Source organism: Streptomyces sp. UNOC14_S4, from assembly GCF_020740835.1.
Classification (GTDB): Bacteria; Actinomycetota; Actinomycetes; order Streptomycetales; family Streptomycetaceae; genus Streptomyces.
The window spans coordinates 1-11,880 of the sequence record NZ_JAINFC010000211.1 but is presented as its reverse complement, the minus strand read 5'-3'; the positions used below and the strand labels follow the sequence as shown (position 1 = coordinate 11,880).

The window sequence follows — 11,880 nt, the reverse complement described above, 5'->3', positions numbered from 1 at the left end:
GAGTGGACGCCGTGGCTCGCGCCCGGGTGCCCGGCCGCGCCCGCCGTGCTCTCCGGGGCCCGCGCGGTGCCGGGGGCGGCGGGCGCGGTGGCCGACGGAGTGGCGGTCTTGTGACCGGGCGCCGACGGCTTCGGCGTGCCCGGGAACGCCGAGCCCTTCGCGTGCGACGGCGAACCGGTCCCCGGGGCCTGCGGGAACGGCGAGCCGGGGAGGTTGTTCACCGGCGGGTCGCTCGGCCCGGGGGTCCGCACCGTCGACGAGGAACGGACCGCGCCGCCGAGCGTCGAGCCGACGATCAGGGACAGGCCGACGAGCACGGTCGCCATGATCGCCCCGCGGCGCAGCACGCGCCGCCGCAGGTCCCACAGGTGCGCGCGCGGCCCGAGCGTGCGCCACGCCTCGCCCGCGAGGCGCCCGTCGACGGAGTAGAACGGCGCCCCCGCGATGACCAGGGGGCTCCAGGCGGCCAGGTAGATGATGTCGGGGGTGTCGTAGACGGGGACGGTGCGCCAGCTGACCGTCATCAGCAGGACGAGGGAGAGCAGCACCCCGATGCCGGCGGCGAGCCGCTGCCAGAGGCCGAAGATGGTGAGGACACCGGCGACGATCTGGAGGAAGGCCACGGTGAGCCCGGACCCGACCGGGTGGGCCAGCGCGAAGTCCCGCAGCGGCGAGGCGACGGCCCACGGGTGCAGCGAGGTCAGCCAGGTGACCATGGAGCCCTTGCGGCCGCCGTCGAAGTAGACGGGGTCGCAGAGCTTGCCCATGCCCGCGTAGATCGTGACGAGCCCGAGGAAGATCCGCAGCGGCAGCAGGACGACGCCCAGATTCATCCTGCGCCCGGGGTAGTACGCGGTGCGCAGATCGTCCCCCGCGCCGCGCTCGCGCCGTGCCGCGTCCTCGTCGCCCTCGAACTCCTCGTCCCCGTACAAGCCTTCGTCGTACGCGCTGCCCGTCGGCCGTACGCCGTGCAGGAGTTGGGTCCGGGGGCCCACCGGGTCGACGAGCTCACCGGCGTCGACGGGGCCACGGGGGCCCACGACGGTGGCGGGCGGATCGTCCACGCGGATGCGGGGCAGCACCTGGGTGACGCCCGCGTCACCGCCGACCGCGGACTCCGCGGGATGCGCGGAGTCCCTTACGGCCTGCAGGAGTTCGGTGGGCGCCGCGTCGCCGGGCCGGGTGCGGCCGCTCCACACCACCGGGGCCCGGCGGCGGGCCGCGGCCTTGACCGTGGGCAGCTGTGCCGTGTCGGCGACCCCGGCGAACTGGCGGGCGAGGCGCGGCGGCCGGGCGAGCTGCACGCGGAAACTCATATGGTTGACGACGATCTGCGCCGGGTCCGACGGCACTTTCACCGTACTCAGCGCGGGCTGGTCGTCGTACCCGGAAGAGCTTCCCCCCGTGGGTTTGCGGGGTGTTCTGGTGTCCACACTCATCTAACCGAGTGACTTCTGATTAGGACACTGCCTTGACCGGTTCGAACTGTCCGAGACCCGTCAAGGCCATGAACCACAAAACGCCGGAGGGGCTGATTTCAGCCCCTCCGGCGTTTGAAACATGCGTGAAGCGGTGCAGCCACCGCGCCCCATCAGGGGCGCGGGGCAACATCGATATGCGGCTCCGCCGCGTGGGCGCGACCAGCCACAACCGACCCGCAGCCGCGCACGCAGCGCAAGAGGCACCCCAGTAGGCGCCCCCGGCACTACGCCCTGCGGCGAGCCGCCTCGTAAAGAACAACACCCGCCGCGACACCCGCGTTCAGCGACTCCGCCCCACCCGGCATCGGGATGCGGACACGGAAGTCGCACGTCTCGCCGACGAGGCGGGACAGACCCTTCCCCTCGCTGCCGACGACGATGACGACCGGGCCCTCCAGCGCCTCCAGCTCGTGCAGCTCGACGTCGCCGTCGGCGGCCAGGCCGACGACCATCAGGCCTTCCTTCTGGTACGCCTCCAGCGTGCGGGTCATGTTCGTCGCGCGCGCGACCGGCGTGCGCGCGGCGGTGCCCGCCGAGGTCTTCCAGGCGCTGGCGGTCATGCCCGCCGCGCGGCGCTCGGGGACGACCACGCCGTGGCCGCCGAAGGCGGAGACGGAGCGGACGATCGCGCCGAGGTTGCGCGGGTCGGTGATCCCGTCGAGGGCGACGATCAGCGGGTCCTCGGCGCCCTCGAACGCCAGGGCCGTGAGGTCCTCGGGGTGGGCGTACTCGTACGGCGGCACGGACAGCACGAGGCCCTGGTGGTTCAGGCCGTTGGTCATCCGGTCCAGCTCGGGACGCGGGGCCTCCATGAGGTGGAGGCCCTTCTCGCCGGCGAGCTTGAGCGCCTCGCGGACGCGCTCGTCGTTGTCGATGAACTGCTGGACGTAGAGCGCGTTCGCGGGCACGCCCTCGCGCAGCGCCTCGACCACCGAGTTACGGCCGACGACCAGCTCGTTGGTGCCCTTGGCACCGCCGCGGCGCGGGGCGGGACGGCGGGCCGCCGCCTGCCTGGCCTGGGCGTTGGCCACGCGGTTCTTCTTGTGTCCCTTGCGCATGCTCGCGGGCGGGGTCGGGCCCTTGCCCTCCAGGCCACGGCGCCGCTGGCCGCCGCTGCCGACCTGCGCGCCCTTCTTGTTGGACGTGCGGCGGTTCCTGCGCTGGCTGTTGCCGGCCATGGGTGCACCTGTTTCTTCTACTGCTCAAGAGCCGGGGCTCTTGTAAACGTACGTACGAAAAGTGTCTCTCAGGACGCGCCGTATTGCTCGGGTCGGGCGGGCAGAGCCGTCAGGACAAGGTCCAGCGGGGGCCGGACGGGGTGTCCTCGATGGCGAGGCCCGCCTGCTGGAGCTGGTCACGGATGGCGTCGGCGGTGGCGTAGTCCTTGCGGGTACGGGCGGCCTGGCGCTGCTCCAGCACCAGCCCGACCAGGGAGTCGACCACGCCGTGCAGGTCGTCGCCGCGGCCGGTGGCCGTGCCCGCCCACCGCTCGTCGAGCGGGTCGAGGCCCAGGACACCGAGCATGGCGCGGACCTCGGCGAGCCGGGCGACCGCGCTCTCCTTGTCGTCGGCGGTGAGCGCGGAATTGCCCTGGCGGACGGTGGTGTGGACGATCGCCAGCGCCTGGGGCACGCCCAGGTCGTCGTCCATGGCCTCCGCGAACGCCGGGGGCACCTCGGCGGCGGGGGCGACCGGACCGGCCTTCTCCACCACGCGCTGCATGAAGCCCTCGATGCGCGCGAACGCGGACTCCGCCTCGCGCAGCGCCTCCTCGCTGTACTCGATCATCGACCGGTAGTGCGGGGTGCCCAGGTAGTAACGCAGGACGATGGGGCGCCAGTGCTTGACCATCTCCGAGACGAGCACGGAGTTGCCCAGCGACTTGGACATCTTCTCGCCGCTCATGGTCACCCAGGCGTTGTGCACCCAGTAGGAGGCGAAGTCGTCACCGAAGGCCTTCGCCTGGGCGATCTCGTTCTCGTGGTGCGGGAAGATCAGGTCCAGGCCGCCGCCGTGGATGTCGAAGGCCTCGCCCAGGTACTTGTGCGCCATGGCCGAGCACTCCAGGTGCCAGCCAGGGCGGCCGCGGCCCCACGGCGTCTCCCAGGAGGGCTCGCCGGGCTTGGCTGCCTTCCACATGGCGAAGTCGCGCGGGTCGCGCTTGCCGGTCTCGCCCTCGCCGGACGGCTGGAGCAGGTTGTCCAGCTCCTGGTTGGAGAGCTCCAGGTAGCCGGGGAAGGAGCGGACGTCGAAGTAGACGTTGCCGTCCGCCTCGTAGGCGTGGCCGCGCTCGATCAGGCCGCGCATCATCTCGACCATCTCGGTGACATGGCCGGTGGCGCGGGGCTCGACGGTGGGCGGCAGGCAGCCGAGGGCGTCGTAGCCGCTGTTGAAGGCGCGCTCGTTCTCGTAGCCGATCGCCCACCAGGGGCGGCCCTGTTCGGCGGACTTGTTGATGATCTTGTCGTCGATGTCCGTGACATTCCGGACGAACGTCACGTCGTAGCCGCGGTAGGCGAACCAGCGGCGCATGATGTCGAAGTTCAGACCCGAGCGGATGTGCCCGATATGCGGTGCGGCCTGCACGGTCGCGCCACACAGGTAGATCGAGACACAGCCCGGCTTGAGCGGGGAGAAGTCACGGATCTGCCGGGCGCTGGTGTCGTACAGGCGAATGGTCACGCAACCAGGGTAGTGGCCTTCGGGCAGTGCGCTGAGCACATGGCCGGTTGGTTCGTAAGACGTAACGCTTTGACCGTTATTTTCTTATTGCGGCAAAACGATAAGTTTGCATGGTAACTTCCGCAGCACGACAGCGAATGCAACGGACGTCAGCGAACCCCACGCCCGCCGCGAACCCCTGGAGGGGTGTTGCACTCCACTCTGCCGGTACAGCTCGCGGACCCCCGGAAGGCCCGGCGGGAGGAGAGCGGCGGCCGTCGCGGGCGGCTGGCCGCGCTGGACGGTATGCGCCTGCTCGCCGCGCTGATGGTGGTGGCGTACCACTACGTGGCCTTCGGCAGCGGCGTATGGGAGCGGCCCTCGGCGGCGGTCTTCCCGACGGCCTTCCTGCCCGCGTCCTACGGCTGGCTGGGCGTGCAGCTCTTCTTCCTCATCAGTGGCTTCGTGATCTGCATGAGCTGCTGGGGCAGGACGGTCGGACAGTTCGCCGTGTCGCGCGTCACACGGCTCTTCCCCGCGTACTGGTTCGGCGTACTCGTCGTGACTCTCGCCGTCCTTTTGTGGCCCGCGACGGGCGAAACCCTCCGTCCGAGGGACGCCGCCGTCAATCTGACAATGCTCCAGTCACCCTTGGGGGTGGACTCCGTCGACGGCGTCTACTGGACGCTCTGGGTGGAGATGCGCTTCTACCTGCTCTTCGCGCTGATCGCCTGGCGGGGGCTGACCCACCGGCGCGCGGTGGGCTTCTGCGTGCTCTGGGGCTGCGCGGGGGCGGTGGCCGCGGCGGTGCGCGATCCGGTGCTCGACCAGGTGCTGATGCCGGACGACTGCTGGTTCTTCATCGCGGGCGTCGCCTTCCACCTGATGCACCGCTTCCGCCCGAACCTCGTCCACTGGCTGATCGTGAGCTGCTGTTTCCTCGTCGCCCAGCACACGCTGCTGGACGCGCAGGCGCGGGCGGAGGGCCACATGGGGCAGCACGTGCCGCACTGGCCGACGACGGTGCTGCTGACGCTGTTCTTCCTGGCGATGGCGGCGGTGTCGCTCGGCTGGACCCGGCGGCTCGACCGGCGCTGGCTCACCGCCGCCGGGGCGCTGACCTATCCGCTGTACCTGCTGCACGAGCGCCTCGGCTGGCTGGTCATCCGGCACTGCGGCGGCCTCGTGCCCCGCTACGTCCTACTGCCCGCCCTGATCCTGGTCATACTGCAGGCCGCCTGGCTGGTACACCGGTATGTGGAGCGTCCGCTGGCGGGCGCTCTCGGCCGCGGTCTGCGCAGGGCCGCGACGGAGATCGGATCCGGGTGACCCGCCTTGTACGGACATCCGGGAAACGTCATGACGAGTCGCCGCCGCCCGCAAGATCGCTTGCGGGGCCGGGCTTGGAATTACGTCAGAGACAGGAGATAACTGTCACGGCGGCGCCGGGCCTCCTGTGCCAGCATGCGTACGAACGGGCCTGCGTAGGATGAGCCGACTTTCGGTCACTGGGACCCCAATCGGAGAGGACGACATGCGATTCGCCGGACGAGGTGAACTCGATGGCGGCCGGGCAGCCGTCCAGCAGTCCGCCCCGCGGCTGTACGTCCTGGACGGGCTCCGCATCCTCGCGGCCCTGATGGTCGTGATGTTCCACTACGTCGCCCTGCGCGGCGGCTGGGGCCGGGACGCCCGCGAGATCTTCCCGAACGCCCACGCGGTCGCCCAGTACGGGTGGACCGGTGTCGAGGTCTTCTTCCTGATCAGCGGTTTCGTCATCTGCATGAGCACCTGGGGCAGAACGCTGGGCGACTTCGTGGTCTCCCGCGCCTCCCGGATCTACCCGGCCTACTGGGTGGCGGTCCTCGTCACCGCGGCCGTGGTCACCCTGTGGCCGCAGGTGCGCCAGGTGCAGAACTGGGACGTGGTCCTCACCAACCTGACCATGCTCCAGACCGGCATGGGCGTCTGGGATGTCGACGGCGTCTACTGGACCCTCTTCATCGAGCTGAAGTTCTACGTACTCTTCGCGATCGTCGTCGCCACGGGCGTCACCTACCGCAAGTGCGTGCTGTTCTGCGGCATCTGGACCGTCGCGGGGATCACCGCGATGAGCACGGACAACAAGATCCTCGAAATGTGGGCGATGCCGCTGTACGCGCCCTACTTCGTCGCGGGCATCGCCTTCTACCTGATGTACCGCTTCAAGCCCACGGGCCTGCTGTGGGGCATCGTGGCCATGTCGCTGCTGCTCGCCCTGCACCACGTCCCGCGGCGCGTCGCGGACAACTCCACGCACACGGTCTCCACCTGGCCGGCGTCCCTGATCATCGTCGTCGCGTTCGTGCTGATGGGTCTGATCGCGGTGGGCGCCTTCGACCGGATCCAGTGGCGCTGGCTGTCGACCGCGGGCGCGCTCACCTACCCCGTGTACCTGATCCACCAGTACATCGGCATGACCGTGATCTACGCCCTGCGCGACCGCGTCCCCGCGCACGTGCTCGTACCGGGGCTGGTCGTCGTGATGCTGGGCGCGGCGTGGCTGCTCCACCGCTACGTGGAGCGCCCCCTGGGCAAGCGCCTGCGCAAGGCCCTGCTGAAGGGCATGGACGAGATGCGGCGCAACTCCGCGGCACCGGCGTCTTCCGCGACGGCCCCGCGCAAGGGGTTGGCCGTGCCGAAGATCCGCCTCTACGAGTCTCCTGCGGAGCCGGACCGCGACCGCGTGGGTGCGGGCAAGTCCGCGGATCACTGACCCGCGACCCGCGGCGCCTACTGGGGTGCGTCTTGCGCTGCGCGCGCGGCCACCGGTCGTCTGTGGCTGGTCGCGCAGTTCCCCGCGCCCCTTAAGCCCCGGGGCTTCGCCCCGGACCCGACGTGTCACCCTCCCGTTTGTGCCCACCGGCCGCAACCGACCACCACGGGGGTCCGGGGGCGGAGCCCCCGGTCATAGCCGGGCCAGGGGCCTAGATCGAGCCGACCACCTTGCGCGGGGTGACGCGGACGACCACCCGCGGCGCGTCCTCCGCTGCCGCGGGATAGAAGTCCGCGTAGTCCTTCCCCGTGTACTTGCGCGCCAGCTCGTCGATCAGCTCCGCCCCGCCCTCCGTGGAGAGCGTCGCAGACCCCCGCACCTCCGCGTACGTGTACGGCGCGTTCGGCGGGTTGATCATCACGGTCACCCGCGGATCACGCCGCAGGTTCCGTTCCTTCCGGCGGCCGATCGTCGTGGAGATCAGCAGGTCGTCGCCGTCGCGCGCGACCCAGGTGACGGACAGCTGGGGGCTGCCGTCGGGCTGGACCGTCGCGACGGTGGCGAAGACGGGAGTGTCGTCGAGGAGCTTCTTCAGGTCGTCGGAGAGTTCGGCGGACACGGTGCGTTTCCTTCCCTCGGCTGGGAGTGACGGCCCTGCACCGGCCACCGTATGCCCCGGAGGGGCGGAAAACCCGGTATCAGCCCCGTATCAGCCCCGGGGGAACACCAGCGCCGTGGCGACGGCCGTCAGGCCCTCCTCGCGGCCAGGGAAGCCCAGACCGTCCGTCGTGGCGCCGGAGACCGACACCCGCGCCCCCACGGCCTCCGAGAGGACCTTCTCCGCCTCCGCGCGCCGCTTGCCGATGCGCGGGCGGACACCGATCACCTGGACGGCGACGTTGCCGATGCCGAAACCGGCCTCGCGCACGATGCGGGCCGCCTCCGTGAGCAGCGTGATCCCGGAGGCCCCCGCCCACTCGGGCCGGCCCGTGCCGAAGTGGGCGCCGAGGTCCCCGAGGCCCGCGGCGGAGAAGAGGGCGTTGCAGGCGGCGTGGGCGACGACGTCGGCGTCGGAGTGCCCGGCGAGGCCGGTCTCCCCGGGCCAGAGCAGGCCGCCGCACCACAGCTCGCGGCCCTCCTCGAAGGCGTGCGTGTCCGTGCCGATACCGACGAGCGGCAGCACGGGGACGACGGGGTCGGGGGTGGTCTCAGAAGCCATCGGTGGCCCTCCTCCGGGCGAGTACGGCCTCGGCCAGGACGAGGTCCAGCGGCCGGGTCACCTTGAACGCCTCCTCGTGGCCCGGGACGAGCACGACGGGCTCGCCGAGCCGTTCGACCATGCCCGCGTCGTCCGTGGCGCCCTCGCCCTCCGCGGCGGCGAACTTCTCGTGGGCGGCGTCGAGGGTGCGCCGGTCGAAGCCCTGGGGCGTCTGCACGGCGCGCAGCAGGGCCCGCTCGGGCGTGCCCGTGACGCGCTCCGGTCCGCCCTCACCGGCGACGGCGCGCGGCTCGACCTGCTTGACGGTGTCCGCGAGGGGCAGCGCCGGGACGACGGCGGGAGCACCGCCGCGGACGGTGGCGATCACGGTGTCGACGGTGTCGACGGGCACGAGGGGGCGGGCGGCGTCATGGACGAGGACGACGTCCACGTCCGCGGGCAGGGCCGCGAGGCCGAGCCGTACGGACTCCTGGCGGGTCGTCCCGCCGGGCACGACGAGGACCTCGGCGGGGGTGTGGCCGCCGAGCGGGTGGGCGTCGAGGAGGTTGCGCACCTCGGCGGCGCCGTCCGGCGGGGCCACCACCACGACGAGGGAGACGGCACGGGAGGCCGCCATCGCCCGTACGGCGTGGACCAGCATCGGGGTGCCGTTCAGGGCGCGCAGGGCCTTGGGGGCGCCGGGGCCGAGGCGGACGCCGCGGCCCGCCGCGGGGATCACCGCGGCGGTGCGCGAAGGGGTGACGGCGGTGGCTCGATCAGACATTGCGTAGGCGTTCAGGTTTGTTTCCTCAGCCGAATTGGGTATGGCCTGGGAGGTACCCCCGCTCATGAAGCTGGGGTGGTGCCGGGCGCGACGCCCCGATCAGTCCCCTTCCGTGACAACTGGTCGGATCGACTGCCCGGGCCCGGCACATCAGGCACGGCATGAACGATCGGCGCCTCGGCGCCACCCCGGAGCGCAAGATGCCGCAGCGCCCGGCGGATGACGTGTTCGTCATCGCGCGGGCACCGCGGCACTTCTTTACGTCCGGCACCTGTTGCGTCGTGTCCGGCATCGCTGGGCGCACCCGCCCGGCGATGCGGCCTTCGCCGCGTCAGGAGGCGAGGACCTCGTCGAGCAGGGCCTCCGCCTTGTCCTCGTTGGTGTTCTCGGCGAGAGCGAGCTCACTGACCAGGATCTGGCGCGCCTTGGCGAGCATGCGCTTCTCACCGGCGGAGAGACCGCGCTCGCGCTCGCGGCGCCACAGGTCGCGCACGACCTCGGCGACCTTGATCACGTCACCCGACGCGAGCTTCTCGAGATTTGCCTTGTAGCGACGGGACCAGTTCGTCGGCTCTTCCGCATAGGGTGCGCGGAGCACCTCGAAGACCCGGTCCAGCCCATCCTGGCCGACCACATCGCGCACACCGACGAACTCCGCATTGTCCGCCGGCACCCGAACCGTCAGGTCACCCTGGGCGACCTTCAGCACCAAGTAGGTCTTGTCCACGCCTTTGATCTGGCGAGTTTCGATGGCCTCGATCAGCGCGGCCCCGTGATGGGGATAGACCACGGTGTCGCCAACCTTGAACGTCATGTGACAGGTACCCCTTCCGTGGCTATCCAGTCTAACACGGGAACTGTCCGTTCTGAATGGCGTTTCCGCAGGTCAGGGCATATCTCGGGGCTTGACAACAGCAACCGGGACGTGCTGCGGGAGGGTTCCGGAAGCGGGTATTCGCAGGTGGGAGCGGTTCTTCGGGGGAGCGGAAACGCGCACCTTACCGGCGCCCGGAGAGCCTCGCGAGCGGTCGAACGTCCCGTTTTGCCGGGGTCCGGTCGGCGGACTTCCGCTACTCCGTTCGGGGCGGGACGGACTTCATCACCCGGATTCCGGAATTGATCACCAGCGACTTGATCAATTCCCGAACATCTTCCCGGAAGGCTCCGCATTCACGCCGGATAAACCCGCGCACCACCCGTCACGGGATCAAGCCAGGGGCCGGTGGAGGATATTCGGCCATGCCGCCGAGCGGGGCCTAGTTGACCATGGGGGCGGGTCGGGTGCGAGGGCCTGGAGGGGTCTGGGTAACCTAAGCGCGCTGACACACCTCTTACCTCGTCCAAGGAGATGCCGCCGCCGTGAGCAGCAGCCTTCGACGCGGCGCTCTCGCCGCTTCCGTCCTCGTGCTCTCGATCGCCTCGCTCTCCGCCTGCGCGGCGGGTAACAAGGCGCAGACGCTGGAGGTCAAGCCGGACAACGCCGCCACCACGGTCGGCGACATCAGGCTCCAGAACATGAACGTGATCACCCAGCCGGACCTGGAGTCCAAGGGCCCGGCCGTGATCACCGGCAAGCTCTTCAACAACGGCCGCAAGGACCAGACGCTCAAGGCGATCACCATCGCGGGCAAGAACACCGCCGTGAAGATCACCCCTGCGGGTGGCTCCGGCAAGCTCGTGGTGCCCGCGGGCGGCGCCGTGGTTTTCGGCGGCAAGGGCAACGCCTCCGCCGTCGTGGAGAACGCCCGCGAGGCGCTGAAGGACGGCACCGCGCAGAAGCTGACCTTCGACTTCAGCGACACCGGCGAGGTGGGCATCGCCGCCTTCGTCGTCCCCGCGAAGAGCTTCTTCAAGGAGTGGGGCCCGGAGTCGGAGGCACCGGCGGCGTCCTCGAAGCCGAGCGGCCAGCCTGGTGGTCAGGCCGGCCAGAACGGGCAGACGGGGCAGACCGGTCAGGCGGGCAAGCCGGGTGAGGCCGACACCGCCGGCCAGCCGGGCGCCACGCCGTCCGCCAACCAGCAGAACCGCACCGGCCAGCAGGCGCAGCAGCCGGGCCAGGGCGGGCAGCAGCACGCCGGTCACTGATCGACACCGAGGGCCCGGGAGCATCGCTCCCGGGCCCTCTCGGTAGTTCCGTGCGGCGGGGGCATGGGCTGGTGGCGCCCACCGGGGTGCCTCTTGCGCTCCGCGCGCGGCTGCCGACCCGGTGGGGGGCTTGTCGCGCAGTTCCCCGCGCCCCTGATGGGGCGCGCCCGGCTTTGCCTCCCCGGTCACACCTTTACGGCTCGAACTTGTAGCCGAGCCCCCGCACCGTCACCAGGTAGCGCGGTGCCCCCGGGTCCGGCTCGATCTTGGCTCGGAGCCGCTTGACGTGCACGTCGAGCGTCTTGGTGTCACCGACATAGTCGGCACCCCACACCCGGTCGATGAGCTGCATCCGGGTGAGCACACGGCCGGCGTTGCGCAGCAGCATCTCCAGGAGGTCGAACTCCTTGAGCGGCAGATCCACCTTGCCGCCCGCGACGGTGACCACGTGCCGGTCGACGTCCATGCGTACGGGACCGGCCTCCAGGGCCGCGGGGGCGACCTCCTCCGGCTCGCCGCGGCGGCGCAGGACGGCCCGGATGCGGGCGACCAGCTCGCGGGAGGAGAAGGGCTTGGTCACGTAGTCGTCGGCTCCTATCTCCAGGCCGACGACCTTGTCGATCTCGCTGTCCTTGGCGGTCACCATGATGACCGGCACGTTCGAGCGGCTGCGCAGCTGACGGCAGACCTCCGTGCCGGGCAGGCCGGGGAGCATCAGGTCGAGCAGGACCAGGTCGGCGCCGTTGCGCTCGAACTCGTCCAGCCCGTCGGGTCCGGTGGCCGCGATCGCGACCTCGAAGCCCTCCTTGCGGAGCATGTAGGACAACGCGTCGCTGAAGGATTCCTCGTCCTCGACGACGAGCACACGGGTCACGGATGGACCTCCGGTCGGGTCTTGGTGGGGGTGGCTGGGGAG

At 70.7% G+C, this 11,880-nt stretch carries 11 protein-coding genes; 3 read left to right on the top strand and 8 right to left on the bottom strand.

What is annotated here, in order from left to right:
• The 3 genes from K6I34_RS19760 to cysS all read right to left on the bottom strand — a co-directional run.
• On the bottom strand, window positions 1–1,439 hold a 1,439-nt coding region (locus K6I34_RS19760), incomplete at its 3' end, for a DoxX family protein (RefSeq protein WP_229327633.1).
• A 266-nt stretch (window positions 1,440–1,705) separates the two neighbouring features.
• Entirely contained in the window at window positions 1,706–2,659 is a 954-nt protein-coding gene (gene rlmB / locus K6I34_RS19755) for a 23S rRNA (guanosine(2251)-2'-O)-methyltransferase RlmB (RefSeq protein WP_229327632.1), read from the bottom strand.
• A gap of 109 nt (window positions 2,660–2,768) precedes the next feature.
• On the bottom strand, window positions 2,769–4,163 hold the full coding sequence (gene cysS, locus K6I34_RS19750; RefSeq protein ID WP_229327631.1) for a cysteine--tRNA ligase: 1,395 nt from the start codon (window positions 4,161–4,163) through the stop codon (window positions 2,769–2,771).
• 186 nt (window positions 4,164–4,349) lie between these two features.
• Between cysS and K6I34_RS19745 the strand changes: the two genes are divergently transcribed.
• Complete coding sequence (locus K6I34_RS19745; protein ID WP_229327630.1) at window positions 4,350–5,471, top strand: acyltransferase; 1,122 nt, start codon at window positions 4,350–4,352, stop codon at window positions 5,469–5,471.
• Between the two features lie 205 nt (window positions 5,472–5,676).
• Window positions 5,677–6,897 (top strand): acyltransferase, encoded by a 1,221-nt coding sequence (locus K6I34_RS19740; protein ID WP_229327629.1) that lies wholly within the window; start codon window positions 5,677–5,679, stop codon window positions 6,895–6,897.
• A gap of 211 nt (window positions 6,898–7,108) precedes the next feature.
• On the opposite strand, the gene K6I34_RS19735 is transcribed toward K6I34_RS19740, so the two are convergent.
• The 4 genes from K6I34_RS19735 to K6I34_RS19720 form a co-directional block, all read right to left on the bottom strand.
• Window positions 7,109–7,516 carry a PPOX class F420-dependent oxidoreductase gene (locus K6I34_RS19735; protein ID WP_229327628.1) on the bottom strand — a complete coding sequence of 136 codons (408 nt, stop codon included), beginning with the start codon at window positions 7,514–7,516 and terminating at the stop codon, window positions 7,109–7,111.
• Window positions 7,517–7,606: 90 nt separating this feature from the next.
• Window positions 7,607–8,116 (bottom strand): 2-C-methyl-D-erythritol 2,4-cyclodiphosphate synthase, encoded by a 510-nt coding sequence (gene ispF / locus K6I34_RS19730; RefSeq protein ID WP_121801354.1) that lies wholly within the window; start codon window positions 8,114–8,116, stop codon window positions 7,607–7,609.
• Window positions 8,106–8,879: a 2-C-methyl-D-erythritol 4-phosphate cytidylyltransferase gene (ispD, locus tag K6I34_RS19725; RefSeq protein WP_229327627.1), complete on the bottom strand. Its 774-nt coding sequence runs from the start codon at window positions 8,877–8,879 to the stop codon at window positions 8,106–8,108. Before ispD ends, ispF begins: the two co-directional genes overlap by 11 nt.
• 331 nt (window positions 8,880–9,210) lie before the next feature.
• On the bottom strand, window positions 9,211–9,693 hold the full coding sequence (locus tag K6I34_RS19720; RefSeq protein WP_003953493.1) for a CarD family transcriptional regulator: 483 nt from the start codon (window positions 9,691–9,693) through the stop codon (window positions 9,211–9,213).
• 545 nt (window positions 9,694–10,238) lie between these two features.
• On the opposite strand from K6I34_RS19720, the gene K6I34_RS19715 reads away from it, so the two are divergent.
• Window positions 10,239–10,964 (top strand): DUF461 domain-containing protein, encoded by a 726-nt coding sequence (locus K6I34_RS19715; protein WP_229327626.1) that lies wholly within the window; start codon window positions 10,239–10,241, stop codon window positions 10,962–10,964.
• Window positions 10,965–11,157: 193 nt separating this feature from the next.
• Here K6I34_RS19715 and K6I34_RS19710 read toward each other — a convergent pair whose 3' ends face one another.
• On the bottom strand, window positions 11,158–11,838 hold the full coding sequence (locus K6I34_RS19710; RefSeq protein ID WP_229327625.1) for a response regulator transcription factor: 681 nt from the start codon (window positions 11,836–11,838) through the stop codon (window positions 11,158–11,160).
• Window positions 11,839–11,880 lie beyond the last annotated feature (42 nt).

What these genes read in the sequence shown, in the direction of transcription:
- ispD (WP_229327627.1), bottom strand. Translation starts at nt 8,879, where the DNA reads ATGTCTGATCGAGCCACCGCCGTCACCCCTTCGCGCACCGCCGCGGTG.
- K6I34_RS19740 (WP_229327629.1), top strand. Translation starts at nt 5,677, where the DNA reads ATGCGATTCGCCGGACGAGGTGAACTCGATGGCGGCCGGGCAGCCGTC.
- ispF (WP_121801354.1), bottom strand. Translation starts at nt 8,116, where the DNA reads ATGGCTTCTGAGACCACCCCCGACCCCGTCGTCCCCGTGCTGCCGCTC.
- K6I34_RS19720 (WP_003953493.1), bottom strand. Translation starts at nt 9,693, where the DNA reads ATGACGTTCAAGGTTGGCGACACCGTGGTCTATCCCCATCACGGGGCC.
- rlmB (WP_229327632.1), bottom strand. Translation starts at nt 2,659, where the DNA reads ATGGCCGGCAACAGCCAGCGCAGGAACCGCCGCACGTCCAACAAGAAG.